This is a genomic window from Hymenobacter qilianensis (assembly GCF_014638675.1).
Lineage (GTDB): Bacteria > Bacteroidota > Bacteroidia > Cytophagales > Hymenobacteraceae > Hymenobacter > Hymenobacter qilianensis.
The window spans coordinates 238,884-265,582 of sequence record NZ_BMFN01000002.1 but is presented as its reverse complement, the minus strand read 5'-3'; the positions used below and the strand labels follow the sequence as shown (position 1 = coordinate 265,582).

Here is a 26,699-nt window from a genome sequence, read left to right as displayed (position 1 = left end):
TTTCTTTTTTCAAACACTGCTTTTTAGAAGGGGTTGGTAGCCCACACGTTCAACTCAGTGATAAAGCCGCGGTCGTCCATTTCGAGGGCTCCTTTAATAGCGGAAGCAATTTCTTCGCCGCGTAGCTTGTTTGGTTGCTCAGGTCGTTCCTGTCGCTCTTTGCTGCCAAAAGCGGTGGTCACTTCGCTCGGATTTACCAGTATGACGCGCACATTATACTTGCGCAGCTCGCTTTGCCAGCATTGCGTCATGCCACGCAGGGCAAACTTAGAGGCTACATAGATAGAGCCGCCCTCGTAGCCTTTAGTGGCGGCCGAGGAGCCAATATTGATGATCGTGCCGGACTTTTGCTCCATAAACAGCTTGGCAGCTTGCTGGGCCATCAGCGCGGCACCCACAATATTGGTATCGTGCACCCGCTGAAAATCTTCGGGCGTAATGTCAACCAGCTTTTTGCTCGTGCCCACGCCCGCGTTGTTGATCAGACAATCTAAGCGGCCGAACTCTGCCAGAAACTCCTCATAGGTGCGCTGCACATCGGCGGGCTTACTGACATCAGCCGTGATACCGAGGGCGCCTAACTCGGTGGCGGCGCGCTTCACGGTAGCTGCCGTACGACCGGTAATAGCCACTTTAGCGCCATGCTGAACTAACATTTTGGCGGTAGCGTAGCCGATGCCCAGCGTACCGCCGGTAATAAGAAAGGTGGAGTTTTGGAGCTGCATAAGTTCTGTTTATAACAAACTGATAGTGAGGTTGAAGTGCGGTAAAGACGCAATAGTTGGAGTCTCGTCGTTGCAGTCATTACGCAAATGAGCAAGGTGTAAGCTGTTCAACGACGAGACTCCAACTGTTGCGTCTCTACCGCGTTATACGGCTCTTAAGCAGCTCTACGTAAACTTTCGACGTTTACTTGTAGCTGGTTTGTTATACTAATGCCGGTTGTCCTGCCCGGCCAGCATACTCAAGTAGCTATCGTAGCGCGGCAGCGCGATACGGCCTTTGTCGACGGCTTCGCGCACAACGCATCCGGGCTCGTGCACATGCTGGCAGTTGTGGTAGCGGCACTGATTCAGCAAAGCGCGCATTTCGGGGAAGAAGTGCGCCAGCTGAGCCGGCGGAATATCAACCAGGCCAAGCTCTTTGATCCCCGGCGTATCGATCAGGTAAGTGCCCTCGCGCACTTCCAGCATCTCGGCAAACGTGGTAGTGTGCACGCCTTTATCCGAGAACTCACTGATCTCGGCTGTCTTAAGGTCCAAATCAGGCACCAGCGCATTGATAAGCGTACTTTTGCCCACGCCCGAATGACCTGACAGCAGTGTTACTTTGCCATCAAGCAGGGCATCGACCGCCTCCAGGCCTTCGCCCGTTTCGGCGGAGCAGCGCAAACTGGGGTAGCCCGTGCGCTGGTACATATTCGAAATCTGATCCTGATAGCCCGACAGATCGTCGTCGTAGAGGTCGGTTTTATTGAAGATGAGCGTTACCGGAATGCTATAAGCCTCGGCGGTTACCAGAAACCGGTCAATGAAGCCAAACGAGGTAGCCGGCGACACCAGCGTAACAACTAGTAAAGCTTGGTCGAGGTTGGCGGCTACAATGTGGGCATGCTCCGTTTTATGCACCGAGCGGCGAATGATGTAGTTGCGACGCGGCTCAATGTGATGAATCACGCCGGCGCCTTCCGTTTGCTCTTCTACCGTAAACTCAACCTGGTCGCCTACGGCCAAGGGGTTGCTTACTTTCAGGCCTTTCTGCTTGAATTTGCCACGCAGCCGACAGCGGTGCAGCACCCCAGTGCCATGCTCGCGCACCAGATACCACGAGCCGGTTGATTTGATAACGGTGCCAGTCATGTGGGAGTGCTTGATTACGAATTAATTAACAACAGCTACCACGTGCATTTTAGCTAGCGCTGCCATGATCTTGGCAGTAGCTCCAGCCTGCTGGTGCACATACTCCAGGCTCATATCCTGCACGCGCAGCCGAACCTCATTCTGGTGCCATAGCAGGCCAAACGCCGTTTTCAGTTCATCCGCCGTATGCACGGGAAAAGCGGCGCCCATCTCTACCAGATCCACGGCTTCCTGAAACTTGGTATAGGTAGGCCCGAAAAACAGGGGCAAGCCAAAGGCCGCCGCTTCCAGCGTATTGTGTAGCCCTTTGCCAAAAGCCCCCCCGATATAGGCGTAGGTGCCAAAACGGTAGAGCTGGCTCAGCAAACCTACGTTGTCCATGAGCAGCACGCGTGCTTGGGCTACGGTAGCCGGCGTGGCCGTGGAGTAGCGCGCCACGCGGCCGGGCAGCGTCGCTTCCACCAAAGCCAGATTGGATTCGGTGATTTCGTGGGGGGCAAATATGAAGCGCATCTCCTCCTGATACTGGCGCAGCAGGGGTGTGAGGGCCGGCAAATCTTCGGGCCAGTTGCTGCCTGCAATGAACACCGGCGCGCCATCGGCCACGAAAGCTTCCACTAAAGGCAGGGGCTTGGGCGAAGCCAGCGCCGTGCGCACCACCGTATCGAAGCGGGTATCGCCGGCCACGCTGGCCTGCCGGATTCCGATAGTGCGCAGCAGCTCAACCGACGCCTCATTCTGGGTGAAGATGTGCGTGAAACGGCTGATGATTTTGCGGAAAAAAGCCCCCCAGGGTTTGAAAAACACTTGTTGAGGCCGAAAAATAGCCGACACACATACCACCGGCACCCGACGGCGCTGAAGCTGGGTCAGGAAGTGATACCAGAACTCGTACTTCACGAACACGGCTAGCTGTGGGCGCACCGCGTCGAGAAAGGCACGGGCGTTGGCGGCGGTATCGAGGGGCAGATAGAACACATAATGCGCGCCGGGCCACGATTTGCGCACGTTGTAGCCGGATGGCGAGAAGAACGTGAGCACAATTTTGAAGTGCGGGTGCTCTTGCGCAAACGCCTCCATAAGTGGTCGGCCCTGCTCAAATTCGCCCAGGGAAGCGCAGTGAAACCATACCAAGGGCGCCGTTTCGCCCTTCAGCGTCTGCTGAATATGAGGCAGCAAACCACGCCGCCCGCTCAGCCATTGCTCCGCCTTGGGCACAAATGATGCGACCAAGCGCAACAGCAAGGCATAGGTTTGGAGAGCAAGATTATATAGAAAAAGCAATGAATTAGTTATCAATGATGAAGAGAAGTATACGCTAAGCTGCTCAGGGTCAGCTTCTGTGCACTGCCTTTGGCTTATGCAGCCATGGGCCGGCTGCTAAGCGGGGGCAAAATTACAGCCTTCTGGTTAGGCATTTGCAAAAAAGCTCCGACCAAGTGGTCAGAGCTCATGCTGGTTATTAATAAGTACCTTAAAATTATTGGGTGACGCCCTGTTTGCTAAGATGGTCAAATACGTCGATGCGGGTTGCAAACACACCTTCCTGGCCTTCTGTCCAGTTGGCCGGACATTGTTCGCCCTTCACCTCATAATACTGTAGGGCACTTACCATGCGCAAGGCCTCATCAATGTTGCGCCCCAGCGGGCCATCATTGACAAGCTGATGGCGCACAATACCATCTTTATCAATCAGGAAAAGAGCCCGATACGCGACGGGTGAGCCAATAAAGGTCATTTCGCCGGTTTCGTTGTAGTCGTAGTGGCCGCCGAGCACGTCGTAATTGGCGGCGATGGTTTTGGTAACATCGGCAACCAGCGGATACGCGACGCCCTCGATTCCACCGTTTACGCGTGGCGTTTTGAGCCAGGCAAAGTGCGAAAAGTGCGTATCGGTGGAGCAGCCCACCAATGCTACGCCCTTCGACTCAAACTCAGCCAGTTTGTCCTGAAAGGCAAGGAGCTCAGTAGGACAAACGAAGGTGAAGTCAGCGGGATAAAAGAAAAAGACAACATGCTTTTTGCCCAGATACCGATCAAGGGAAAACTCTTCTTCGAATTCACCATCAATAACGGCCGTAGCCTTGAAAGAGGGGGCACGCTTGCCAACTAAAACTGCCATGGAAATGCTATTAAACGGGTGAAATAGGGTGAACGTAAAAGACTGGTACGTTGCCTAAAGTCGCATTTCGTCCTAACGTGCAGCTTTGGCAGCTTTGCTATACGCTAAGTTGAAGCTGGGGGGCAATTATTGTTGCTCGTTTGTCGGATCGGCCCGCTCGCCGGTAATGTGCAGAGAGAAGGAGCGAGGCCGAAAGTTCTGAAAGCCACGGGCTTCCAGGAATTCCCGAATTAGCGCATCCAGCTGCGGGTCGCAGTAGTCAATTATTTCCTGCGTGTTCGAGCAATACAAGTGGTGATGGGTCGAGCAGTCGGCATCGTAGCGGCGGCAAGCACCTTCAGCCGTGGGCACACGCTTGCAAAGCCCCACTGTTACGAAGCTGTCCAGGGCCTTGTACACGGTGCCCAGCGACACGGTAGCATCATGGGTAAGCACCTGACGGTGTACCTGTTCCGCTGTTGGGTGGCCCTTCGCTACTACCACTCTTTCCAGAATGAGCAGACGCTGACGCGTAGCCCGCAGGCCCGCCTTGGTTAGCCGGTCGCGCAGCCATTGGCGGGTAGGAGCCGTTGGCAATGAAGCATCAGTGGGTTCAGTCGAAGTGCTCACAGAAAGAATGGGTTCTTCTTAAGTGTTGCCTTAATAAGGTATGCAAGGGCAATATTGTTCGCTGGGGGGCAAAAATGTGAGGCTGATCTACGGCTGTGTAAGGTTGCAAGTAAAGCAGCGCCAAATGTCAGTTCTACTTACTGTATGCGCTACTAGCGCCCCTTAAAATCGGCCGGACGCTTTTCCACGAAGGCAGCCATTCCTTCTTTCTGATCTTCGGAAGCAAACGTCATATAGAAGTTTTTGCGCTCAAAGTGCAGGCCTTCATCCAGATGCGTCTCAAACGCCCGATTCACCGACTCCTTGGCAAGGCGCGCCGCTACCGGCGACATCTGCGCAATGCTGGCCGCCAACCGAAACGCTTCTTCCAAGTATTGCCCCACTGGCACCACCCGATTTACAAGGCCGTGGCGCTCGGCTTCCAGGGCCGAAATCGGCTGGCCGGTAAGCACCATTTCCATGGCCCGCGCCTTACCCAATGCCCGGGTAAGCCGTTGCGTGCCGCCCGCGCCCGGCATTGTACCGATCCGGATTTCGGGCTGCCCAAACTGCGCCGTTTCCGAAGCCACAATCATGTCGCAGGTCATGGCCAGCTCGCAGCCGCCGCCCAATGCAAAGCCCGAAACGGCCGCAATCAGCGGCTTATGCGTCTTCCGAATCTGGTCCCAGGTACTGAACTGGTCGATGGTGAGCATATCAATGGCCGTACGCCCTGCCATCTGCTTGATGTCGGCGCCGGCCGCGAAGGCTCGCTCGCTGCCAGTTAGCACAATAACGCGGACGGTATCGTCGGCGCACAGCTCTTTCAGGGCAGCAGCTACTTCCTGCATAAGCTGCAAATTCAGGGCATTGAGCTCTTTCGGGCGATTAAGCTGAATGAGGGCTACTTGCGGACGTGCGGCAGGCGTTACGGTTATGAATTCCATGTGGGGGGTGGGATGGGTTGGGGTAAAGTTATTTTATGAATTCATTCAAACCTCCCCGCGAGACAAACTGGAAAGTAAGGCGGGTACGCTGTTCCAGCAGCAGCTCGCGGCCGGTAGTGAGGCGTTGGATGCTGGCCGGGTCGTAGTTTTTGATGGTGTATAGCTCCAGCTCCGTGTTGTAGTGAATGGTAAACTGGTCGCGCAGGCGATCCAGCAGCTTGTCGAGACGGTAAGCGGAAAAGTCGGTGCAGACGGAGAAGGAAATGGCCGAGTTCTGCATCAGGTTAATCTTGAGCCGCACCTGAGCCAAGGCACCAAAAATCACCTCCAGGTTTTCCTCCGAAATAAAGGTGAGATCTTTCGATTCGAAGGAAATGAGGCACTGATTGGTTTTGCGAATAAAAGCTGGTGCCAAAGCCGCGTGTCGGCAGTCGCCAATGCGGGTTCCTTCGGCCATAGGGTCCACAAACGACTTCACATACAGCGGAATATGCTGCACCGCCAGCGGCTTGATAGTTTTGGGGTGAATAACGGAGGCGCCGTAGTACGCCATTTCAATAGTCTCCTGGTAGCTGATTTCCGGGTAGCGCACTGTATCAGCAAAGATTTTGGGGTCGGCATTGAGCAGGCCGGCCACGTCTTTCCAGATTGTAACGGACTCCGCGTGCAGGCAATACGCAAAAATAGCGGCCGTGTAGTCGGAGCCCTCGCGGCCGAGTGTGGTGGTAGCGCCACTAGCCGTTCCGCCCAGAAAACCTTGCGTCACGACGGGGCCAGTTAGCAGGAGGCGGGGTACTTCATCACGAATATTATATTCGGTGGTGGGCCAATCGAGACGGCCTTCGCGCCAGGTGTGGTCGGTGCGAATTAGGGGCCGGCAATCAAGCCAGTGCGCCCCCAGCGCCTGCGCCACGATGCTGGTGGCCAGTAGCTCGCCATAGCTCACAATCTGGTCGTATTGCCGGTCGTAGTCGGCGGGAGTGAGGGTGGTGAGCTGGGCGCTGAGCTGGGTCAGAAGGGTTTCCAGCTGACTCGCCTCCGCGTCATCAGTGCCAATTTGCCCCCCAGACTCCTGCCGTAGCTCCGTTGCCACGTTTTGGTGGTACTCGCGCAATACGGCGAGCGGAGTGTCATAATCCTGACCGGAGTGTGCCAGATGAAATATTTCCTCCAGAGCATTAGTCGTTTTGCCCATCGCCGATACCACAATCAGTAAATGACCTTGGGGGGCATTTGCGCTCACAATGTGCGCCAGATTGCGAATGGCTTCGGCATCGCGCACCGAGGCGCCGCCAAATTTGTAAACCTGCAAACGATGCTTTTCCTGCATGGGCCAAAAGTACGTACTCGGCTTTAGTGATGCGAATTGTGCCCGAAAAGGTACAATTGCTGCAACTCAGCGCTTCGTAAACAATTCAAATCGCTTAGTTTTGTACACCAGACCCACGGTTATCTATCCCACCCACATGGATCATAATAAACTCGCACTTCCGGTCGGCGCCACCCTCGACCGCTTCATTATGCGCAAGCAGGAAGACTTTCCCTATGCTACCGGGGAGCTTTCTCAGCTACTGCGCGACATTGCCCTGGCAGCTAAAATCGTGAACCGCGAAATCAATCGTTCGGGCCTCATTGATATTGCCGGCGCTTACGGTAACCGCAACGTGCAGGGCGAAGATCAGCAGAAGCTGGACGTGATTGCCAATATTCGCTTTATCCGGGCCCTGCGCAATGGCGGCGAGGTGTGCACCATCGTGTCGGAAGAGGATGATGAGATGATCCAAACCGGGAATACGCAAGGCAAGTACATCGTGGCCATCGACCCGCTGGATGGCTCTTCCAACATTGATGTAAATGTATCCATCGGGACCATTTTCAGCATCTACCGGCGTATGTCGCCCACTGGCACCGATGGTACGGAGCAGGATTGCCTGCAGCCTGGCACCCACCAGGTAGCAGCCGGCTACGTTATTTATGGCTCCAGCACCATGCTTGTATATACGACAGGCAATGGGGTAAACGGCTTCACGTATGAGCCGTCGTTAGGTGAGTTTTTCCTCTCGCACCCCAACATCGTTTCGCCTAAAACGGGCACTATCTACTCTATTAATGAAGGTAGCTCCGATTCTTTCTCTGAAGGAGTCGCCGAGTTTGTGACGTACTGCAAGCAGAATAACTTCTCAGCCCGCTACATCGGCTCACTGGTGGCCGACTTTCATCGCAACTTGCTTAAAGGCGGTATCTATATCTATCCTGCCACCAAAAAAGCCCCCCAAGGCAAATTGCGCTTATTATATGAGTGTAACACGTTGGCCTTTATTGTAGAGCAGGCCGGGGGCAAAGCCAGCAATGGCCGCCAGCGCACCATGGAAATCGAGCCCAGCAACCTGCACGAGCGCTGCCCCTTGTTTATCGGCTCTACGGAGCTGGTCGAGATGGCCGAAGCTTTTTTGGCTAAAGAGCAAGCTTCAACCAATGTTGTAATCAGCTCTCACTAAGTACTGCTTTGCACATAAAAAAGCCCCCCAGGTTCTTTCTGGGGGGCTTTTTTATGTGCAAAAATCGTGGGGAATTGCTAAGCTTTTTTCTTAGCCTTCTTGGTCGGCTGCGTGTCATCGCCCGCTTCGGGGTTGGCTGGCTCATTCGATTCGCCTTTGGCCGGGATAATACCCGCCGTGCTCAGCGCCTCGTCAGATGCCGCTTCTTCCTGCTGAGTGCCAGCCGTGTCTGCACCTTTCGATTTGGCCTGGGGGGCTTTTTTTGCGGGCTTCTCTGCTTCCTCCGTAGTGGCAGCTTCTTCTGTTGCAGGCACCTGATAGTCGAGGCGGCTGCTTACGGCATGATACCACGATACCAGCTTCTTAATATCAGACATATACACGCGCTGGCGGTCATAGTCTGGAATAATACCTTCCATGAAAGCCGTCAGGTCGCGGTCGTCAGCCTTACTGGTGAGGGCCAGGCTATTGCCGTGCTGCTGATAAATCCGGTCGAATACTTCCGTCAGGGGCACCGTCTGGTCGTAATCTTGGGTGTAAATGGAAATCTCCTGTAGGAGCGAAACCTTGTTGCGGGCTGAGGCTACCGAGCGGGCCGCCTTCTCGTCGAGCGACTCTACAATAACGCCGTTGCGGGTTGGACGCACCAAGCGGTAAAGACCCGGCATTCCGCTTATGGCGGCAATTTCCTTCAGGTCGTAGGGCATAAAAAAACAGTTGGGATGAAAAAGAAAAGTTATTCGGTGTTGCCAGCCGGCTTGTTAGCCGACAAGCGAAATACGATGGGCAAGCTAGTCAGAATCGCGTAATCGGGCTTGTTGAACTTGAGCAGGCGCACCACGCGCAGGGCCTCTTCGCCGAGGCCGCCGCCCACGCCTTTTACCAGCTTAATACCGGTCATGGTACCATCTGTATTCAGTGTAAAGCTCACAATACAAGTGCCTTGAATACGATTGCGACGGGCTAGTACTGGGTAGTTGATCTGCTTGTCGATGAAGGCATACATGGCTTCCTGACCACCTTCGTAATACTCAGCTACCGGAATAGCTTTGCCTACGCTGGTTTGGGCGGCTGGTTTAGCGGCCGGAGTTTGAGCAAAGCTCGGAACTGCACCGAATAATAAAGCCAGCAAAAAAACAAATGAGATTTTTTTCATGAAAAAAACAGATAATTACGTCGAAAAATAATATTCTCATATTGGCAATTACGAGGCCAATTTAAGAATTATCAGGGGCTTGAGCCAGTTGCTTATTTATCTCATTAATAAAACCAAGCACCTCGTCGCGGCCCGTCATATCCTCCGCCGACGTGATAAAATGACGCGGAAGCTCGTCCCAGGTTTCGCTCAGCTTACGGGTATAATCGACCACATTCTGCTGGGTACGCGAGCCCGATTGCTTATCGGCTTTGGTGAACACGAGCACAAAAGGAACGCCTTCCTTACCCAGCATCTCAATAAACTCGATATCAGGGGCGAGGGGAGGATGACGTGAGTCGATGAGCACAAACACGCAGGTCAGATTCTCGCGCTGCCGCATGTAATAGCTGATCATCTTGCTCCAGGTGGCCCGCGCCGTCTTGCTCACCTTGGCGTAGCCGTAGCCCGGCAAATCGACCAGGTACCACTCATTATTAATAAGAAAGTGATTTATTAGCTGCGTTTTGCCAGGAGAGGAGGAGGTTTTAGCTAGTCCTTTCTGATTGGTAAGCATATTAATCAGCGAGGATTTGCCCACGTTCGAGCGCCCGATAAAAGCGTATTCGGGCAGGGTGGCAGGCGGGCATTGGTCTGCACGTGAGTTACTTGTGATAAATTTTGCTTCGCGGATCAGCATGGTTTTCTCTACTCGGGTGATGCTGCAAAGGTAAGTGAAAGCCATGGCCGCACCGCTCCGTAGATTTTTGCGCTACCCTCAGAGCAATATATTACAGGTTGTAGCAGGGTTGCTTTTTTATGAAATCCAAAATATTTAGACTATTGATTTAATGCGTTTTAAAGCCGTGACAGGAATTTTTTTAATTAAATTGTATAGGATGAAGGTCGTATTATAAAATTTCTATCTTTGCCGCCAAGTACCTGCTTTTTGGATAGAAATATGCTGGTTTAATGAAACTGTTATTTGCACTTTTTTAAACGCAATGTTTAAAATGTGCATAATGCCCTCTAACCTTACAACTACATTCAAGTATAAGGGCCCATTTGACCGGAGTCATCTCCTCATAAGTAAGTGCCCTTTGCTACGTCATACTTCCTGCACTCTTTAGTATTAAACCCCCCTTCAACAATGGATAACTTAGTCAGAAGTTTATTGAAAGCTTCTTGCGCCTTCGCTCTTGCCGCTGCTGTAGCTCAGCCCGCAATGGCTCAGGGCACCCGCAAGCAACTCAAGACTGCGAATAAGTTCTTTTCTCAAGAGAACTACCGAGCTTCTATTCCTTTTTACGAGCAGGTACTAGCCGCAGAGCCAAACAATGCGCTTGCTCTGTTTCGGGCTGGTGTTTCATACATGTCGTTTGACAAGGAAAAGGCAAGCGACTACATTTATAAGGCGCAGCGCCTGAAGCCAAAGGTTTCTAAAGACGTTGAGTACTGGTTGGGCCGCGTAGATCACCTTAACTATAACTTCGACGAGGCCATTACGCACTACCAGACGTACAACGCTACGCTGAAGCAAAAAGACACGCGCAAAGCGGAACTGGCTCAGCTGATTCAGCACAGCAAAAACGCGAAGGTTCAGTTCAGCACCCCAAAGGACATCTTTGTCAAGAACCTAGGACCTACAATCAACACGATTCACTCCGAGCACAGCCCAGTTATTTCGGCCGATGATAAAGTACTACTTTTCACTTCCCGGGGCGAAAATGTAACCGGTGCCAGTTCTGGCAATAGCAAAAAAGGCGGCAATCTAGCGTCCGACGGCGAATACTTCGAGGACATCTTTGAAGCGAAGCGCATCAGCGACGACGAGTGGGAAAAGCCACGCTCGCTCAGCGGTGTTCTTAATGGTAAAGGCCACGACGCATCCATTCAGGTGTACGACAACGACACCAAGATGCTGATGTATCGTCAGGATGAGAATGGTGACCTTTTTTATTCCGAGAAAGCAGGAGGCGACTGGACTCCTCCTAAGAAGCTGAATGGTAACATCAATACCAGCGCTTTCGAGTCGGACGCTTATATCACGCCAGATGGTCAGACGATGTATTTCTCTACGGGGAAATACTCTGAGGATGGTACCCTTGATATCTACGTGTCTACTCGTTCTGGCAATGGAGATTGGGGTAAGCCTAAGCCGGTAACGGGCATCAACACCAAGTATGATGATGACAGCCCTTACCTGAGCAAGGACGGTAAAACAATGTATTTCAGCTCACGTGGCCTGAACACCATGGGTGGCTACGATATTTTCAAATCTACCTACGACTCAATCGGTCGTAAGTGGGGCCGGCCCGAGAACATGGGCTATCCTATCAACACGCCTGACGATGATACATACTACCGTTTGAGCCCAGATGGCACGTATGCTTACTTGTCGAGCTACCGCATTGGCGGCTACGGCGAGAAGGATATCTACACCATCAACTACATCAAGAATGCCACTATTCGTGGTAAAGTGTTCAGCTTGCGCGACAGCACCATTATTCCAGGTGTAGAGCTGGTATTCAGTGGCGCTCAGGCTGACCAAACCGCTCTTAGCTACCGCGATGTAACGAAGCCCGGAACAGGTGATTATCAGGTAAGCGTCCTGTCAGGCCGCCCTTATCAGGTTGCTGTATCGGTAGATGGTAAGAACATCATCACCGAGGAGTTCCAAGTACCAGTAGCCATCAACGACTCTACTATCGTTGAGAAGAACTTCTACGTGCCTTACGTGGATAGCTCCAATGTTTATGCTTTCAAGAAGATCTTCTTCGAAACCGATAAGTACGCTCTGCGTCCTGAATCTATCACGGAGCTGGACCGAATTGCCAGCATCCTGAAGGCTAACCCTGGCGTAAATATTTCGGTGGAAGGCCACTGCGACTCGCGCAATACGGACGAGTACAACATGACCCTCGGCGACAACCGCTCGACGGCTGCTTACAAGTACTTGCTGCGTAAAGGCATCTCTGATGCTCGTCTCGTAACAGCCAGCTATGGTGAGCGTCGTCCGGCTGCTCCAAACGATTCACCTGAGAACATGCAACTTAACCGTCGGGTTGAGTTCCGCGTAATTCAGCGTGAAGGCGAGCCTGCTCCTGCCTTGAACACAGGTAACAGCACTACCACGACAGACGCAGGCACTACGCCAACCAATTCTCAGTCTGTAGTCCCAGCAACTGCTGCACCAGCTGCTCCGACGACAACTGATTCTACAGCTACTACTACGACTACCGACACTTCTGCTACTGCTGCTCCTATGGGGACTGCGTTGCCAGATGGTAAAGCAAAGGTTAAAACTGCTGACGGCACCACGATCAAGACGAAAGTGGATGACGAGAAGGTGAAAATTAAGACGGAGTCACCCAATGGCGAAGAGTCGAAAACCAAAGCCAAAAACGGCGAAATCGACTCGAAAGTGAAAGACGCTGATGGCAAAACTAAAGTGAAGACCGACAACGACTAATCGGCTTTCCAGTACCCCTAAAAACGGGTCGGGCATTACGCTCGACCCGTTTTTTTTCAACATAATGCCCCCCAGCGCGTTATGTTTGAGCAATTTTGCCCCCCTTCCTTCGTTGTTCGCCCCAGAGCCCTATGACCGTTGTACCCTATAAAGATGATGCTGCCGGCAAGAAGTCGCAGGTAGCCCAGATGTTTAACAGCATCGCTGGTAAGTATGACTTCCTGAATCACTTCCTGAGCGCTGGCACCGATATCTACTGGCGGCGCAAGGCCGTGAATCAGTTGAAAGAGTTGCGCCCGACGCGCATTCTGGATATTGCCACGGGAACGGCCGACTTTGCTATTGAGAGCCTGCGTCTGTCGCCGGAAACACAGGTGACCGGCGTTGATATCTCGGAGGGCATGCTGGAGGTGGGGCGGCGCAAACTGGTTGACAAGGGCCTATCGCACCGTATTCAGCTCGAGCTAGGCGATTCGGAAAGCCTGCCTTTTCCAGATAATCACTTCGATGCGGTGACGGCTTCGTTTGGAGTGCGTAATTTTGAAAACCTTAAGCAAGGGCTCGCTGAAATGCAGCGGGTATTGCGGCCGGGGGGCAAAATGGTGATTCTGGAGTTCTCCAAACCAACTGCCTTTCCGCTTAAGCAAGCGTATAATTTCTATTTTCGGCGCGTACTGCCCGTTTTTGGTAAGCTCATTTCCAAAGACCGCGCTGCCTACACGTACCTGCCCGAATCGGTGCAGGCTTTTCCCGATGGTCCTGACTTCCTGTCTATTTTAACGCAGGTTGGTTTCAAAAATCCCGCATGGCAACCCCTCACGTTCGGCATAAGCTCCATTTACACAGCTCAAAAATAATTTGTCTGGCTCTCGTCGGGTTCGTTTTGCTGCTGCTGCCACTAAGTGCAGAGGCGCAGCGAAAGACCCGCGCCAAAATTGGTAAAAGGGGAAATATTAAGTCTATCACGGTTGATAACCTAGCAGATTACGACAACCGGTGGTTTCACCCTGGCTTTTACGTTGCCCCCAATTTTTCGAGCTACAGCATTGAGCAGTCGCAAGCGTATGTAGGCAGCCAAGCAGTAACGGCCAACTCTATTATTAGCCCCGGCTTTTCGGTTGGTTTCGTGGGTGATATACGCTTGGCCAACCATTTCAACTTGCGTTTTACGCCGGGAGTGAGCTTCATCACGCGTCGTGTGGAGTTTAAGCCCTTGCTCACCAGCGATTCCATCCAGACCCAGGAAATAGGAACCACGCAGCTGGAATTCCCGCTTTTGTTGAAGTTTCACTCGGACCGGCGGCGCAATACGCGGGTGTATGTGGTGGGAGGCGTGAAGCCGAGCTTTAACGTGGGCAACCGCCGCAAAGACCCTGAGCGCAACCTGCTCCGCACCGATGATAGCGACATTGCCATTGAGTATGGTGTCGGGCTCGATTTGTTTTACCCGCTGTTTAAGTTTGCGCCTGAGCTGCGCTTCTCCCACGGTTTGACAAACCTATTTCAGCCCGGCGACAACGTGTACAGCCGTAGCCTACAAAGCATGCGTGCTCACACAGTTACTCTATATCTCACTTTTGAATAAATCAATAGTCCAAAAAGCCCCCCAGTGCCTGTTTTCGTGCTCTGGGGGGCTTTTTTCTTGTTTCGGACTTCCATATTAGTACAGCTTAACATGAAAACTGCTTTTATCACGGGTGCTTCTTCGGGAATTGGTCGTGCGACGGCCGTAGCGCTGGCACAGGCTGGTTTCCAGCTCGTTGTGACGGGGCGCCGCCGGGAACGGCTAGAGGAATTGGCGCAGCAGCTGGCACCTACTCCTGTGCACCTGCTGCTCTTTGATGTGCGCGACCGTGCGGCCACCGATGCAGCCGTGTCTAGTCTACCTTCTGATTTCCGGCAAATAGATGTGCTCGTCAATAATGCCGGGGGTGCTCATGGCTTGGCGCCCATTCAGGATGGCGACCCCGACGATTGGGATCAGATGCTGGACAGCAATGTGAAAGGCTTGCTCAACGTGAGTCAGGCTATTTTGCCCAGCATGGTACAGCGCAAGCAGGGCCATATTATCAATATTGGCTCGATTGCCGGGAGCGAAACCTACGCCAATGGCAATGTGTATTGTGCCTCCAAAGCGGCCGTGGCAGCGCTTTCTAAAGGCATGCGCCTTGATTTGCTGCCCCACCACATTCGAGTAGCCGAGGTCAATCCGGGGGCGGTAGAAACTGAGTTTTCGACAGTTCGCTTCAAGGGAGATACAGACCGCGCCAGCAGCGTATACAAAGGCTACGAGCCCCTGCGGCCCGAAGATGTGGCGGATGTCATTCAGTTTATGGTAACGCGCCCACCCCACGTAAACATCGCGGAAGTTTTGCTTTTGCCAGCAGCCCAGGCAGCCGCTACTACTATGCGCAAAGAGTTGTAAGCTTCTGATTACATGAAAAAAACTGATAAAAAGCCCCCCAGAATCAGCATGAAGCTCTGGGGGGCTTTTTTGGCTTTATAAGCCGTGGTCGATGGCAAACTGCACCAACGAAGCCAGGTTCTGTAGCTCCAACTTGTACATAATATTTCGTCGGTGCGTAGCCACGGTCAGCTCCGACAGCGAAAGCTGATCAGCGATGACGCGCGAGGTAAGGCCGGTGCGGATAAGCCGAACAATCTCCCGCTCCCGCTTCGAGAGGCGCTGGAGGCGCAGCGACGGCTCCGCTGTAGCGCCAACCGTCAGCAACGTAGCCTGCTGAAGCCGGGGCGGAAAGGCCAGCTCGCCCCGTTGGATGGCCCGGATAGCCGTCAGCAGTATCTCAGCGTCTGCCGATTTGGAAACGAAACCACGTGCACCGGCAGTGGCTATCCGGTCAATAAGCTCAGTGCCTGCCGCAGCTGTACTTAAGATTAATATCTTCAGCTGGGGCCATTGCTGCCGCAGCTGGGGCAATAAAGTAAGGCCATCGGGAGGAGGCAGGTGCAGGTCGAGCAGAAGTACATCAGCGGGTGGGGTAGCTGCGACTGACAGCCAGGCCAGTAGATCGGTTCCCGACCGGAGCTGGCCTACTACCATCAGGTCGGGCTGCTCATTCAGCAACAAGGTCAGGCTTTGCATCAGCATCTGGTGGTCATCGACGATGAGGAGTCGGCAAGGCAAAGGTGGTGCGTCAGCAGATAAAACTTGATTCATGCGTGCGGTGGTTACTCAGAAATCATTGTGATCTTATAAACGAGACTGACTTAACTCAACACGGTAGCCAAACCATAATGCTAGTGCCATTACTGGAGCTATCAATATGGACCTGACCGCCCAGATAGTCGGCGCGGGCGCGTACGCCCCGCAAACCAATGCCATTACTTGCAGCATTCGACTCAAAGCCTTTCCCATTGTCTTCCACCAGAACCTCCAGGGAAGTGGGGTGCCGGAGCAGCTGCACTTTTACTTCGGAGGCACGCGCATGGCGAACTGCGTTGTTAAGTAGCTCAGCAGCAATGCGATACGCCGACATTTGTAGGGGCTGTGGAATGGTGTCGAGGCTGGTATCACAATAGGTGCGCACCACAGGATTGCCATAGAGATTTAGCAGTTCACCTAAGTGCGCAACCGAGTCACTCAAACTACCCAGGCCGGGCTCGGCAGGGAGCAATGCATGACTTAGCGTGCGCACCTCATCGCGCAGGTGGCGCAATAGAAGCTCGGTTTGGCGAGCGGCGGCAGCGGCTTCCGGAAAAGCGGCCAGCGCATCCCGAATGGCCTGCCCTTGCCAGGCCATGTGTAAGGCCATCAGGTTTGGCCCCAGAGCGTCGTGGAGCTCACGGGCAAGGTGTTCACGCTCTTCTTCCTGGGCAGCTATCAGACGGGCGCTCATGTCATTACGTTCGCGCAGCTGCCGGATACGCAGCTTGGCATTTTGGCGTAGTGTGTGGCGAAAACGCCCTGTGAGCAGGAAGCTCAGAACCAACAACTCCAGAAATAGCCCCCAAGCCAGGGCATTGGGCTCAACCAGATGCAGGGTAGTAAGCCCGACGTGGTTTAGCCAGAATAGCACAAATCCTCCGAAGAAAAAGAAGTAGGTGAGGGAATAATAGATGGCCAGGCGGCGTCGGCGAGGCGACCGGAAAACGGCTATCAGCGCAACCCAGCAGTACGTAAAAATGGAAACCAGCAATACCTCTCGCCCCCCGTTGAGCAGCGTAAGCCCCAGCGTACCTTCCTGAGCGCGAGCAGCCGGATAAAGCAGCGTATAAGCCAGCACAAAGACAGCGGCCGTAACAACCAGGCCAGTGCCTACACGGTGGAGAACCGGCCAGCCGTTGCGCAGCCGCAGAAACAACTGAAGAATGCAAAGCCCACAGGCGGCCGCCAGCAGCATAAAGTTAAACTGACCAATAGACCACAGCAGGCGGTACACACTGCCCGGGAAAGTCAAGGCATCCAGCCCATCCTCCATCAGCAGAAAAATAGTGGTAAAAACCACATACGCTACATACCAGAGGTGAATTCGGTCGCGCAGGAAACCGAACAAAACCAGGTTGAACACGGCACTGCCCAAATAAAACCCGATAAGCCAAATCCAGCGCTTATAAAAGACATAGTTCACTTCCCAAGCCAAAAAGTCCTCCGTTGTTGTCACGTCGGTGGGCATGTAAAGGGCTCCCGCATGATGATCGATGCGCAGATAAAGCTCGGCGTATTCGCCGGCCGCCAGTGTGAAGGGCAGACATAAGGCTCGCGCAGGAAATATGCGCTCGGCGGCCGGAACCTGGGAGGACGCGGCGGCTATCCGCGTGAACTGCTCATCGCCGCCCCCCCGGTAATACAGCGTAGCGCTATCGGTATAGTTATACAGACTCCAGATAAAACGGGTGCGCTGCGGTAAAGTATTCACAACTGCCAACCGCAGCCAAAGCCGCTGATGCACAAAGCCTAAGTTGAGCGTCCGGTGCCATGGGCCTGCGGTAAAAGCACCAGACCGAAAGAGGCTGTCAGCATGAGCAGGCGTGGGCGGGGCCGAAAAAGGCTCCGTAATGTAGAGGTAGGTTTCGGAGAGGTGGATGCCATTTGACTCGCGCAGGTAGAGCGTGTCAGAAAGCTTGGGGGGCAAATCGGGACCAGCTTGCGTAGCTGTCGGTATCAGAACCAAGCTCACCCAAAGCAGCAAAAAAACACCTAGATAGCTGGGCATGGCCGGGGGTAAAAGTAGAAATAAGACACACTAACCAAAGCTGACTTATAACAGGAAAACCCGGGATAAGTCAACTGATCGGTGCCTCTAAGTATATCAGTTTAGGAATCAAAATAACCTCTTGAATAAATGCGATTTTAAATCAGAAATTACTTAAATGTAGGTATTTCATAAAATAGTGCAAGGCTGTAAGCTTGTAGTTCTATTGCCTAATAATGTAATCATCTGCTGATCAATCACTAAACCATATATGCCTACATGAGAAAATCGATACTATTCTATGTTTGTGGCTCGCTACTTGTAGCGCTACCCAACTATGATGCAATCGCCCAGCAAATGTTCAATCCTTCGCACAGCAACTTTGCTGGGCTAGGGGGCGCAATCTGGAACCCAGCTACCATCGCCGACAATCGCTACAGCGTGCAGCTAGAACTGCTGGCCGTTGATGGGCACGCCACCAATACCGCCTACCGCTACACCGGTCCTTGGAGTTTGAAGAGCCCCAGCGAAGATTTTGAGCTGGAAAGCCGCTACCTCCAGCAACGCACAGGCGACCGGCCTAACCTGGTAAGTGTAGGCGTGAACGCCCGTGGCCCGGGCCTGTTGCTTCGCTTAAATTCCAAGCACAGCATTGCGGTCAGCACGCGGGTTCGGGCTGCGCTTCAGGGCAATAACGTTTCGCAGGAACTGATTCGAAATGCGGTGGATGAATTCGAGAATGGCGGCCGCTTCACCGATAACAAGCTTAATCTCAACATGAATGCCTTTGCTGAATGGAACCTGACTTATGGGCGGGTTGTGTTCGACGAAGGCCCGCACTTTCTCAAAACGGGCATCACGGTAAAGCGTCTGATGGGCGCCGGATCAGCGTATTTGCAAGCCAAAAGCATGGATCTGGAAGTAGCTGCGCCAAATGCGGCGAGTGATACTACCGTGCGAATCCGAAACCTTGATGGCGCCTTTGGCTATTCCAATCCTCGGGCATTCGACGACCTTGATACGGAGGAGGGCGGGCGCTGGCTCAGAGGGCAGAATACGCCCGGCAGCGGCTGGGGGGCAGATATTGGCTTCGTCTATGAGTACCGGCCCGACGGTGACCGCTACCGTTATCGGGATGCGAAAGGAGCAGAAAAGGTAGACCACGGCCGCAACAAGTACCGCTATCGGTTGGCCGTAGCCATCACCGATATTGGCGGCATTCGCTACCGCGACCAAACTGTGGCTTACAACGAAATCAAAACGGCTAACCTGGGCGTGAGCAACGACGAGGTGAACGGCATCGACCTGGATAACTTCGATGAGCGCATCGAGCGGATTCTACGGGCGCAGGACCTGAGTAAAGACACCAAGTTTGTGGCGGGCCTGGCCACGGCGCTCAATGTGGACTTTGATTACCATGTGGGGGGCAAAATTTACGCTAACGCAGCCGTAAGCCAGAGCTTGCGTGGGCGCTATGCCATCGGGATGCGCCAGCTTTCCTACGCTGCCTTTACGCCCCGCCTCGAAACGCGCTGGCTGGAAATTGCCGCTCCGGTTTCGCTGGTAAACAACTATCAGATGCTGGCCTATGGCCTGATGCTACGGCTTGGCCCTCTGACCGTTGGCTCCAATAACCTGCAGGCGCTTTTCGAGAAAAGCAATCTATACGGGGCCAATGCTTATGCCGAGCTTTCGTTATTTACCTGGGCCAACAAACGGTATAAGACCCCAAAAAAGGCCAAAACCCCAACTCAGAAGGTGAAAACTACTCAGAAAACTAGCTAGGCGACCAGCTACATCAATTGCCGCAGTGTGGCGGCGTTAAGCTCATGCTTGCCTGTAAAACGCAGAATGATAGGCTCTACGCCCAGCCGAACCAGAAAGTCGCGCTGCTTTTGCAGGTCAGCTTCCTTGATAAATTCGTCTTGGTCGCCGCACACCAGCACTACGGGCAGGCGCTGCAATAAGTGGGTGGCCACCGCAAAATCTATATCGTCAGGGAAAGCGCCGGCCCACAAAATGAGCCGGTCTGGCCGAAACGTTGCGCGGGCCAGCCACCGGCTAACTGTTGCTGCGCCCTGCGAGAAGCCAAACACAGTGATAGCTACATCTGGGGGGCTTTTTTGCAGCAGCGTTTCGGCCAGGTGGTTTAAATACGTCACATAATCGTCAATCTCAGCTAGCCGGTCTTCCCGTGTCATCCAACTCGCCCCAATGCGGCCTCCATTGCCCTGCAAGTAAAAGCGGGACAGGCTTTCTGGGGCTATTATGACGGTGTCGTTGACTTCGGTGAGAACAGCAAAATGCCGGATAAAATAGGCGGCCAGCTGCCCGTAACCATGGCACACAAACCAAATGTACCGGGTGCGCTCGGTTAGCTCACCCAACTGATAATAGCGTGCGGTACGCGCTACCGTAAGCCGATGTTCCTGAGCTGAAGCCACCTCTGATAAGTAGAATGTTGCCGCAACTACTCCGTGCGTTGCCCCGGCAGATTTTCGGCCGAAAACTGGAACGGCAGCAAATCGGATAGGGTGCGGAAGCGGTAGATGGTGCCATCGGGGCCGGGCAGAAGCAGCGGAATCTGTTGGCCCTGGCGGTTTTCGTATTCGGTCATTACCTGGCGGCAAGCTCCGCACGGCATGGCCAGCATGAAGTCGCCCTGGGCCGGGCGCGCGGCCACGGCCATCGCAACAATGCGGCGTTCGGGCTGACTTACCGCCAAGCCGAATAAGGCCGTACGCTCTGCGCACAAACCCGATGGATACGCCGCGTTCTCCTGATTAGAGCCCTTAAAAACAGAGCCATCGTCGAGGAGCAGCGCGGCACCTACGTTAAAGTGGGAATAAGGGGCGTAAGCGTGATCAGTGGCGGCGCGGGCCGCGTGCCAGATGGTGGCTTCGGATGGAGTGAGCTCCGCTTCGGAGGCCAGTACATCCACAGTAATAGTCAGTTGTAACGGGTGAGCCATTGGCAGGTCTAAGGGAATGCAGCGTTCCATCACCAACCAAGCGGCCCCGGTAGGAGAAGGGGCGGTGAATGTAAGACATTTATCCTTTTACCAGTGTATCAACATCAAAACAATCAGAAATTTGCCCCCCAAGTCCCTATTTCATCCGTGGCTAAGCCCTAAGAGCATTTAGGTATCTGGTCATTCACAACGAGCGCAATGACTTGTTGACGGGCGGCGGATTAGCGGTAGAGTTCGTAGACTTGTGCATCACTACGCACCCTTCTCTTGAAAAATATCCTGCTGCTCGGGGCCGGGCGTTCGGCATCTTCTCTGATTAACTACCTGTTGCGCTATGCGCCCATTGAGGGCTGGCACCTTACCGTAGCCGATGTGCAGCCTGCGCATTTGGTGCCTATACTGGTAGCCCACACCGAATACGCCCGCGCCGTACCATTTGATATTCAGAATGATGCGCTGCTGGAGGAGCTGGTAACTTCCGCCGACGTGGTGATTTCCATGCTGCCCGCGGCGTTTCATCCGGTAGTAGCCCGCGCTTGCCTGCGCCACGGCCGTCATCTGGCTACTGCCAGCTACGCCACCGACGAAATTCGCGCCTTGGATGCTGAAGCGCAGGCCGCTGGCGTGACGCTGCTGATGGAATGCGGCCTTGATCCCGGCCTCGATCATATGTCGGCTATGCAGGCAATAGGAGCCATTCGGGCGCGTGGGGGGCAATTAGTGTCCTTCAAATCGTACTGCGGCGGTCTGCTTACGCCCGAGTCGGAGGGGAATAATCCGTGGCGGTACAAGTTTACCTGGAACCCGCGGAACGTGGTGCTGGCCGGACAAAGCACCGCCAAATACCTGGAAAATGGCCGACCCCACTTTATTCCGTATCAGCAGCTCTTTCGCCGCTTAGAGGTTCTGGACGTTCCCGGCTACGGGCAGTTTGAGGGCTACGCCAACCGCGATTCGCTCAGCTACCGCGCACCCTACGGCCTCGATACTATCCCTACCATTTTGCGCGGCACCCTGCGCCGGCCGGGCTATTGCGCTGCCTGGAACGCCCTGGTTCGCCTCGGCCTCACCGACGACACCGTGCATCTGGGCAACACGGCCGACTGGACGTGGCCGCAGCTTATTGCCGCCTATTTGCCTCCCGCCGCTGCCGTGGGGGGCAATCTGGCAACTCAATTGGCTGACTATTTAGGGTTGAATCCGGATGGAGAAGAAATGCGACTACTTAGCTGGCTCGGGCTGTTCAAGCACACGGCCGTTGGCCTGCCCAACGCCACACCGGCCCAGCTGCTGGAACATTTACTGACCGAAAAATGGCGCCTCCAGCCCGGCGACCACGACCTGATTGTGATGCAGCATCTTTTTGAGTTTATGCTGCACGGCAAACGGTACCGGCGCACATCCTCGCTGGTGGTGCCTGGCGACGATGCCACGCACACCGCCATGGCCAAAACGGTGGGGCTGCCGCTTGGTATGGTCGTGCGCCGCCTGGCCCGTGGTCTGGTACCACAGCATGGCGTGGTTATTCCAACTCACGCCGACCTCTACGAGCCTGTTCTAGCTGAATTGGAGGCTGACTACGGAATTCAGTTTCAGGAAGAAGAAAGCGAGTTATCGAATTAATAATCAGCGATTAAACCTCGATAACCACCCGAATTATATCGTTGATTATCAAGGTGCCATGCTTTATTGAGAACAGCGGGAGTAACTCAGAAAGCCAGATAAAAATCGCGTAGCAGAGCCTTAAATTCCGGAGAATAGGTCGCCTCAGCTTCGGTATATATGGCCAGGCTACAGTTTTCGGTGGCCTCCGGCGTGCGGGTAAAAGTGGTAATATGTCGGTTGGCGCGGCTGCCCAGTCGATGATGCACTTGAAGGCGGATGCTGGGAAAAAAGCCCCCCAGAGCCGCTATCTGTTCAAAATGGCGCATTTCTGGCGGGGGCAACAGCACCGTAAGCTGCCCGGCAGGAGTGAGGTATTGGGCAGTGAAAGCTATCAGCTCCTCGAAGGATAAAGTATCAGCGGCCGTATGGCGGGCGGTTGTTCGTGCCGCGTCGGGTGAGCGCAGGGAGTGGCGGAAAAAAGGTGGATTACAGATAATATAATCGAAGGGCGCTGGCTGGGTACTGGCAAATGCTGCCAAACTCAACCCGTGAACCTTTATTCGCTCCGACCAAGGACTAGCAGCCACATTTTCAACGGCTTGCACAGCAGCCGATTCATCTAGTTCAACAGCTTCTATCTGAACCGCTGGGTTGCGCTGGGCCGCCATTAAAGCAAGCAGACCAGTGCCCGTGCCGATATCCAAAAGGCGAGCAGACTCGGAAAGATTGGCCGCAGCACCGAGCACACAGGCATCGGTGCACACCTTCATCGCACACTGGCCTTGCTCAACGCGGAATTGCTTGAACTGGAAGTAGGGGTTGGCCACTCGTGACGAGAAGTAAGTGATTTGATTTTTTTATTCACCGGCTCTTCAAAGAAGTAATACAGAGCTATAGATAATGCTACCAATACCAAATAAATGGCTACAGCCCCTAGCGTAGATTCCTCATTGAAGTAAGGCGATAGCAGTTCATGAATAAGCCCCATATGAATAAGATAAAAGGCATAAGAGCTTTTTCCAAGTACAGATAATGCCTTTGTAGATAAAAATGTAGAAACGAGAGTTTTTTCCCGAAGCAGGCCCATAAATATGGTAGCTATGCACAAAGGAAAATAAAGATTGTTTACCGCAGTGCCAATAGGTGGACTCACGCCGAAATTGGCCCCATACGCCACTTTTATTTTCATCAGAGCAAATATTCCCAGCGAAAATAATAGGATACCGCCGTATGTTAAAAAAGAAAAATCATGTTTGGTTTTCACTTTTTTTAGTAACAACGCCAAACCAGCGCCAATAAAGAACTCGGAAAAGCGACCAAAGAAAGTCGTGTACGCTACGAAGGGTACATTTTCGAAGAAGGGTAGATGCAGAAAGTTAAAGGCTTTAACCAGCAAAAACCCCGTAGTAGGCAGTAAAATGATAGCTGATATCCAGACGGCCGCTTTATTAAATCTGCGACTATTCAGGGCTGCAAAAAAGAATATTGCGAAAAAATAAAAGCATTCTTCAACGGTTAGCGACCAAGCCTGTGGCAGACCAGTGAACATATACTCTAAAGATAAGCTCTTAAGAAGCGTGATGTTCAGGATAAGCGCATATAAATAATATCTGGTAAAGCCAGCATTATAAAAGGCAATAAAGAAAACGGGAAGGGTTAGAACTATATACAATGGATATATTCTTGCAAACCTATTAATAATGTATATTTTTATATTTTTGATTGATAATAGTTCTGTGGTAAAATATCTCTCCGTAATAAGAAAACCACTAAGCGTGAAGAAAATAGTTACCCCAACGTGAAATTCGTGAAATACCGATTTTAAAAACGAACTTTCAAATATTAATTCCCCTGGATTATAATGGTGTAAATAAACCATAAACGCAGCTACTGCTCTCACACCAGTTAATGAAGAATAGTAGGGAAGTCGCATGCTTTATTTGATTATACCAGCGGTATAACTATTTTTTGCGATTGATATACTGAATAATAAAAGCTAGCGCTTGGCCTCAATAAGCTCGTAGCCTTCATCCACGAGTAATTTGCCTTGCGTGGCACTGAACACCGCCAGGCGGTCGCAGCGCTCATTTTCGGGGTGGCCGTTGTGGCCGCGCACCCAGCGGAAGTGCACGGTGCGCTGCTTGTACACTTTTAGAAAACGCCGCCAGAGGTCTTCATTGGCTTTTTTGCCAAAATCAGGCTTCATAGCCCACCCGAATACCCAGCGCTTTTCAACGGCATCAACCACATATTTGGAGTCGGTGACTACGGTGATGGGTATTTCGGGACGCGTGACGGCCTCTAAACCTACGATGACCGCTAGTAGCTCCATGCGGTTGTTGGTAGTGAGCCGAAAGCCTTCAGTCAACTCTTTTTCGTGTTGGCCGAAGCGTAGAATGGCTCCATAGCCACCCGGACCGGGGTTTCCGCGGGATGATCCGTCAGTAAAAAGATATATCATTCTGACTTATTGAATGGCAACATATCCGAATTGTCGGTTGCTTGAACGCCCATCTATTTGATGGATGAGTAGGTAGCCTACAATTCGGATAATCAGTTACTTAAAAGTTGGCTTTAAACAGCTTAATGGCAATTGCCAGCAGAATCACGCCGAAAACGCGGCGTAGAATGTCTTCGCCTGCCTTGCCGAGTTTACGCTCAATCCAAGCGCTGCTTTTGAGCACAGCGTACACAAAGACCAGATTTAAAACGATGCCTACCAGTACGTTGGGCAAGGAGTAAGCCGCTCGTAGGGATAGTAGGGTGGTCATAGTGCCGGCCCCGACGATGAGGGGGAAAGCCAACGGTACAATGGAGCCCGAAGCAGCCAGCGGATCGTTGCGAAATAGCTCAATGCCCAAGATCATCTCCATACCAATCAGGAAGATGATAATGGCACCGGCTAAAGCAAATGATTGAAAGTCAACGCCAAATAAAGATAGAATGCTCTGGCCCAGAAACAGGAAAACCACCATCAGCGCCCCCGCTACCAGTGTGGCTTTCTCGGAGTGCACCTTGCCCTCACGCTGCCGAATCTGGATAATAATAGGGATGGAGCCCAAAATGTCGATAACAGCAAACAAGGTAAGCGTGACGGAGAGGATTTCTTTTAATGAAAACATATTGTTGGCACCAACCTGAAGGTTGCGAAACGAACCTTGGGTTTGATGAGCAAGTCAATTACAATGACGGCGCACAGAGAAATAATGCGGCGCGGATGGTGGCTAAGCTGGAGCTTGGTGCTAGGCTGTTGTTAGGCGAAGTCTTTGGCAAAAAACTGCACCAGCTTCTCATAGGCCGCATCCGGAATAGCTGGGAAGTTGGCGATACGCAGGCTGTTGGCTTTCCAAGTGCCGTAGCCATTGCCTAGCTGCATACCCTGTGCCAGGGCGCTGCGCTTTACCTCATCAATCAGGGCTGGGGGGCCTTGCAAGCCAATAACGGTAGTGGAGCGCGTTTCAGGGTTTTGCACGAGCGGGCTGAGCTGAGTAGCGCTATCAAAGAAGTCGTAGAGCTTGGTAGCGCGGTCTTGGAGGTGCTGGTGCACGGCTTTGATTGGCGCCCGGTCCTGAAGTACGCGGCTGAGCAAGTAGATGCCCAGCACATTGGGTGTGTAGTTGGTTTGCCAGTTGAGCATTTTCTCATACTGGGCCGTCAGGCTGTTGTAGTGAGCGCGCTCGTTGAGGTGGCGGAAGCGGGCTACAGCGCGGGGCGAAAGCACCATCAGAGCCAAGCCAGCGGGCAAGCCAAAAGCTTTCTGAACCGAAGCAAACCAGATATCTGCCTTAATATACTTCAGCTGAATGCCCCCCAGCGACGAGGTAGCATCGATGGCCAGCAAGGCGTTGCCGAGGCGGTTGAAAACGTTTAGGATAAAACCATCGCGAAGCTGGGTCGCGTTAGAGGTTTCATTCTGAGTAAGGCAAACTAAGTCGGTGTCGTCGTTGAAGGGGAGCGTGTGCACATTGGGCAGCTCATCGAGCCCAAAAGCTTGGCCAGTAGAGGCGGGGCGCAGGGCGCGGGCATAGTCGAGCCACTTTTCCCCGAAGGCGCCGCTGTACAAGTGAAAGCTTTTGGTGGGCGTCAGGCTTTGCGTTAGGACTTCCCAGCACTCAGTAGCCGAACTAAGGAAGAAAACGGTGTAGTCCTGCGGAATATTAAGCTTAGCCCGAAGATCGGTAACGGTTTGACGCATCAGGCCCGTGAAACGCTCGCCACGGTGCGGAGCCGATAGCCAGCCTTCATCGAAGGCATCGGTGAGGTATTGGCGCACGGCCGGATACACAGCCGATGGTCCAGGATTGAAAGTATACATTCAGTTGGTGATTGCTAGTGGAGAAGACAAAGGT

The 26,699-nt window shown here is 53.1% G+C and carries 26 protein-coding genes; 7 read left to right on the top strand and 19 right to left on the bottom strand.

The genetic code is table 11. The features are described from left to right. Nucleotides 1-23 precede the first annotated feature (23 nt). From IEW06_RS09020 to IEW06_RS08990, 7 genes are all read right to left on the bottom strand, one after another. The gene (locus IEW06_RS09020) at nt 24-725 is read right to left on the bottom strand and encodes an SDR family oxidoreductase (RefSeq protein WP_187732236.1); all 702 of its coding nucleotides are present in this window, start codon (nt 723-725) and stop codon (nt 24-26) included. A 207-nt stretch (nt 726-932) separates the two neighbouring features. Then, complete coding sequence (gene rsgA / locus IEW06_RS09015; protein WP_187732235.1) at nt 933-1,859, bottom strand: ribosome small subunit-dependent GTPase A; 927 nt, start codon at nt 1,857-1,859, stop codon at nt 933-935. A 21-nt stretch (nt 1,860-1,880) separates the two neighbouring features. Continuing rightward, entirely contained in the window at nt 1,881-3,092 is a 1,212-nt protein-coding gene (locus tag IEW06_RS09010; protein WP_229743081.1) for a 3-deoxy-D-manno-octulosonic acid transferase, read from the bottom strand. Nucleotides 3,093-3,339: 247 nt separating this feature from the next. Next, nucleotides 3,340-3,981 (bottom strand): peroxiredoxin, encoded by a 642-nt coding sequence (locus IEW06_RS09005; protein WP_188548118.1) that lies wholly within the window; start codon nt 3,979-3,981, stop codon nt 3,340-3,342. A 126-nt stretch (nt 3,982-4,107) separates the two neighbouring features. Continuing rightward, nucleotides 4,108-4,590, bottom strand: coding sequence for a Fur family transcriptional regulator (locus IEW06_RS09000; protein ID WP_187732234.1), 483 nt, complete (start codon nt 4,588-4,590; stop codon nt 4,108-4,110). A gap of 152 nt (nt 4,591-4,742) precedes the next feature. Next, nucleotides 4,743-5,516 carry an enoyl-CoA hydratase-related protein gene (locus IEW06_RS08995; RefSeq protein ID WP_187732233.1) on the bottom strand — a complete coding sequence of 258 codons (774 nt, stop codon included), beginning with the start codon at nt 5,514-5,516 and terminating at the stop codon, nt 4,743-4,745. 28 nt (nt 5,517-5,544) lie between these two features. Beyond that, nucleotides 5,545-6,846, bottom strand: coding sequence for an aspartate kinase (locus tag IEW06_RS08990; protein WP_188548116.1), 1,302 nt, complete (start codon nt 6,844-6,846; stop codon nt 5,545-5,547). Nucleotides 6,847-6,982: 136 nt separating this feature from the next. Between IEW06_RS08990 and fbp the strand changes: the two genes are divergently transcribed. Continuing rightward, entirely contained in the window at nt 6,983-8,014 is a 1,032-nt protein-coding gene (gene fbp, locus IEW06_RS08985) for a class 1 fructose-bisphosphatase (RefSeq protein ID WP_187734343.1), read from the top strand. Between the two features lie 77 nt (nt 8,015-8,091). On the opposite strand, the gene IEW06_RS08980 is transcribed toward fbp, so the two are convergent. The 3 genes from IEW06_RS08980 to yihA form a co-directional block, all read right to left on the bottom strand. Next, on the bottom strand, nt 8,092-8,721 hold the full coding sequence (locus IEW06_RS08980; RefSeq protein WP_188548113.1) for a DUF5606 family protein: 630 nt from the start codon (nt 8,719-8,721) through the stop codon (nt 8,092-8,094). Between the two features lie 29 nt (nt 8,722-8,750). Beyond that, entirely contained in the window at nt 8,751-9,170 is a 420-nt protein-coding gene (locus IEW06_RS08975) for a TonB family protein (RefSeq protein ID WP_187732231.1), read from the bottom strand. Between the two features lie 61 nt (nt 9,171-9,231). After that, a complete protein-coding gene (gene yihA / locus IEW06_RS08970; RefSeq protein ID WP_187734342.1) occupies nt 9,232-9,849 on the bottom strand; it encodes a ribosome biogenesis GTP-binding protein YihA/YsxC in 618 nt (205 codons plus the stop codon). 474 nt (nt 9,850-10,323) lie between these two features. Here yihA and IEW06_RS08965 point away from each other — a divergent pair, with 474 nt between their 5' ends. The 4 genes from IEW06_RS08965 to IEW06_RS08950 all read left to right on the top strand — a co-directional run bounded on the left by IEW06_RS08965 (nt 10,324) and on the right by IEW06_RS08950 (nt 15,046). After that, nucleotides 10,324-12,621 carry an OmpA family protein gene (locus IEW06_RS08965; RefSeq protein WP_229743080.1) on the top strand — a complete coding sequence of 766 codons (2,298 nt, stop codon included), beginning with the start codon at nt 10,324-10,326 and terminating at the stop codon, nt 12,619-12,621. A gap of 131 nt (nt 12,622-12,752) precedes the next feature. Further along, the gene (ubiE, locus tag IEW06_RS08960; protein WP_188548111.1) at nt 12,753-13,478 is read left to right on the top strand and encodes a bifunctional demethylmenaquinone methyltransferase/2-methoxy-6-polyprenyl-1,4-benzoquinol methylase UbiE; all 726 of its coding nucleotides are present in this window, start codon (nt 12,753-12,755) and stop codon (nt 13,476-13,478) included. Between the two features lie 26 nt (nt 13,479-13,504). Continuing rightward, a complete protein-coding gene (gene porT, locus IEW06_RS08955; RefSeq protein ID WP_187732229.1) occupies nt 13,505-14,206 on the top strand; it encodes a type IX secretion/gliding motility protein PorT/SprT in 702 nt (233 codons plus the stop codon). Between the two features lie 90 nt (nt 14,207-14,296). Then, nucleotides 14,297-15,046, top strand: coding sequence for an SDR family NAD(P)-dependent oxidoreductase (locus IEW06_RS08950; protein ID WP_187732228.1), 750 nt, complete (start codon nt 14,297-14,299; stop codon nt 15,044-15,046). 75 nt (nt 15,047-15,121) lie between these two features. Here IEW06_RS08950 and IEW06_RS08945 read toward each other — a convergent pair whose 3' ends face one another. Together IEW06_RS08945 and IEW06_RS08940 are read right to left on the bottom strand one after the other, a co-directional pair. Next, entirely contained in the window at nt 15,122-15,799 is a 678-nt protein-coding gene (locus tag IEW06_RS08945) for a response regulator (RefSeq protein ID WP_187732227.1), read from the bottom strand. Nucleotides 15,800-15,854: 55 nt separating this feature from the next. Beyond that, nucleotides 15,855-17,795: a sensor histidine kinase gene (locus tag IEW06_RS08940; protein ID WP_188548109.1), complete on the bottom strand. Its 1,941-nt coding sequence runs from the start codon at nt 17,793-17,795 to the stop codon at nt 15,855-15,857. Between the two features lie 258 nt (nt 17,796-18,053). On the opposite strand from IEW06_RS08940, the gene IEW06_RS08935 reads away from it, so the two are divergent. Then, on the top strand, nt 18,054-19,559 hold the full coding sequence (locus IEW06_RS08935; protein WP_188548107.1) for a DUF5723 family protein: 1,506 nt from the start codon (nt 18,054-18,056) through the stop codon (nt 19,557-19,559). An 8-nt stretch (nt 19,560-19,567) separates the two neighbouring features. On the opposite strand, the gene IEW06_RS08930 is transcribed toward IEW06_RS08935, so the two are convergent. Further along, entirely contained in the window at nt 19,568-20,218 is a 651-nt protein-coding gene (locus IEW06_RS08930) for an alpha/beta hydrolase (RefSeq protein WP_187732222.1), read from the bottom strand. 26 nt (nt 20,219-20,244) lie between these two features. Continuing rightward, on the bottom strand, nt 20,245-20,745 hold the full coding sequence (gene cdd, locus IEW06_RS08925; RefSeq protein WP_187732221.1) for a cytidine deaminase: 501 nt from the start codon (nt 20,743-20,745) through the stop codon (nt 20,245-20,247). Between the two features lie 267 nt (nt 20,746-21,012). Between cdd and IEW06_RS08920 the strand changes: the two genes are divergently transcribed. Next, nucleotides 21,013-22,368, top strand: coding sequence for a saccharopine dehydrogenase family protein (locus IEW06_RS08920; protein WP_187732220.1), 1,356 nt, complete (start codon nt 21,013-21,015; stop codon nt 22,366-22,368). A gap of 86 nt (nt 22,369-22,454) precedes the next feature. Here IEW06_RS08920 and IEW06_RS08915 read toward each other — a convergent pair whose 3' ends face one another. The 5 genes from IEW06_RS08915 to IEW06_RS08895 all read right to left on the bottom strand — a co-directional run bounded on the left by IEW06_RS08915 (nt 22,455) and on the right by IEW06_RS08895 (nt 26,665). Beyond that, nucleotides 22,455-23,177, bottom strand: a complete 723-nt coding sequence (locus IEW06_RS08915) for a tRNA1(Val) (adenine(37)-N6)-methyltransferase (protein ID WP_223284568.1) — start codon at nt 23,175-23,177, stop codon at nt 22,455-22,457. Further along, nucleotides 23,117-24,283, bottom strand: a complete 1,167-nt coding sequence (locus IEW06_RS08910; protein ID WP_187732219.1) for an acyltransferase family protein — start codon at nt 24,281-24,283, stop codon at nt 23,117-23,119. Before IEW06_RS08910 ends, IEW06_RS08915 begins: the two co-directional genes overlap by 61 nt. 63 nt (nt 24,284-24,346) lie before the next feature. After that, nucleotides 24,347-24,811, bottom strand: coding sequence for a ribonuclease HI (gene rnhA / locus IEW06_RS08905; protein WP_187732218.1), 465 nt, complete (start codon nt 24,809-24,811; stop codon nt 24,347-24,349). A 100-nt stretch (nt 24,812-24,911) separates the two neighbouring features. After that, entirely contained in the window at nt 24,912-25,472 is a 561-nt protein-coding gene (locus tag IEW06_RS08900; protein ID WP_187732217.1) for a MarC family protein, read from the bottom strand. A gap of 131 nt (nt 25,473-25,603) precedes the next feature. After that, on the bottom strand, nt 25,604-26,665 hold the full coding sequence (locus IEW06_RS08895; protein ID WP_188548105.1) for an aminotransferase class V-fold PLP-dependent enzyme: 1,062 nt from the start codon (nt 26,663-26,665) through the stop codon (nt 25,604-25,606). Nucleotides 26,666-26,699: the final 34 nt, after the last annotated feature.

Excerpts from the sequence above, each read along its gene's own strand:
- ubiE (WP_188548111.1), top strand. The coding sequence starts at position 12,753 with ATGACCGTTGTACCCTATAAAGATGATGCTGCCGGCAAGAAGTCGCAG.
- IEW06_RS09020 (WP_187732236.1), bottom strand. The coding sequence starts at position 725 with ATGCAGCTCCAAAACTCCACCTTTCTTATTACCGGCGGTACGCTGGGC.
- cdd (WP_187732221.1), bottom strand. The coding sequence starts at position 20,745 with ATGGCTCACCCGTTACAACTGACTATTACTGTGGATGTACTGGCCTCC.
- yihA (WP_187734342.1), bottom strand. The coding sequence starts at position 9,849 with ATGCTGATCCGCGAAGCAAAATTTATCACAAGTAACTCACGTGCAGAC.
- IEW06_RS08935 (WP_188548107.1), top strand. The coding sequence starts at position 18,054 with ATGAGAAAATCGATACTATTCTATGTTTGTGGCTCGCTACTTGTAGCG.
- IEW06_RS08910 (WP_187732219.1), bottom strand. The coding sequence starts at position 24,283 with ATGCGACTTCCCTACTATTCTTCATTAACTGGTGTGAGAGCAGTAGCT.
- IEW06_RS08945 (WP_187732227.1), bottom strand. The coding sequence starts at position 15,799 with ATGAATCAAGTTTTATCTGCTGACGCACCACCTTTGCCTTGCCGACTC.
- IEW06_RS08975 (WP_187732231.1), bottom strand. The coding sequence starts at position 9,170 with ATGAAAAAAATCTCATTTGTTTTTTTGCTGGCTTTATTATTCGGTGCA.
- IEW06_RS08980 (WP_188548113.1), bottom strand. The coding sequence starts at position 8,721 with ATGCCCTACGACCTGAAGGAAATTGCCGCCATAAGCGGAATGCCGGGT.
- IEW06_RS08895 (WP_188548105.1), bottom strand. The coding sequence starts at position 26,665 with ATGTATACTTTCAATCCTGGACCATCGGCTGTGTATCCGGCCGTGCGC.
- IEW06_RS08940 (WP_188548109.1), bottom strand. The coding sequence starts at position 17,795 with ATGCCCAGCTATCTAGGTGTTTTTTTGCTGCTTTGGGTGAGCTTGGTT.
- IEW06_RS08995 (WP_187732233.1), bottom strand. The coding sequence starts at position 5,516 with ATGGAATTCATAACCGTAACGCCTGCCGCACGTCCGCAAGTAGCCCTC.
- IEW06_RS09005 (WP_188548118.1), bottom strand. The coding sequence starts at position 3,981 with ATGGCAGTTTTAGTTGGCAAGCGTGCCCCCTCTTTCAAGGCTACGGCC.
- IEW06_RS08990 (WP_188548116.1), bottom strand. The coding sequence starts at position 6,846 with ATGCAGGAAAAGCATCGTTTGCAGGTTTACAAATTTGGCGGCGCCTCG.
- rnhA (WP_187732218.1), bottom strand. The coding sequence starts at position 24,811 with ATGATATATCTTTTTACTGACGGATCATCCCGCGGAAACCCCGGTCCG.
- fbp (WP_187734343.1), top strand. The coding sequence starts at position 6,983 with ATGGATCATAATAAACTCGCACTTCCGGTCGGCGCCACCCTCGACCGC.
- rsgA (WP_187732235.1), bottom strand. The coding sequence starts at position 1,859 with ATGACTGGCACCGTTATCAAATCAACCGGCTCGTGGTATCTGGTGCGC.
- IEW06_RS08950 (WP_187732228.1), top strand. The coding sequence starts at position 14,297 with ATGAAAACTGCTTTTATCACGGGTGCTTCTTCGGGAATTGGTCGTGCG.
- IEW06_RS08900 (WP_187732217.1), bottom strand. The coding sequence starts at position 25,472 with ATGTTTTCATTAAAAGAAATCCTCTCCGTCACGCTTACCTTGTTTGCT.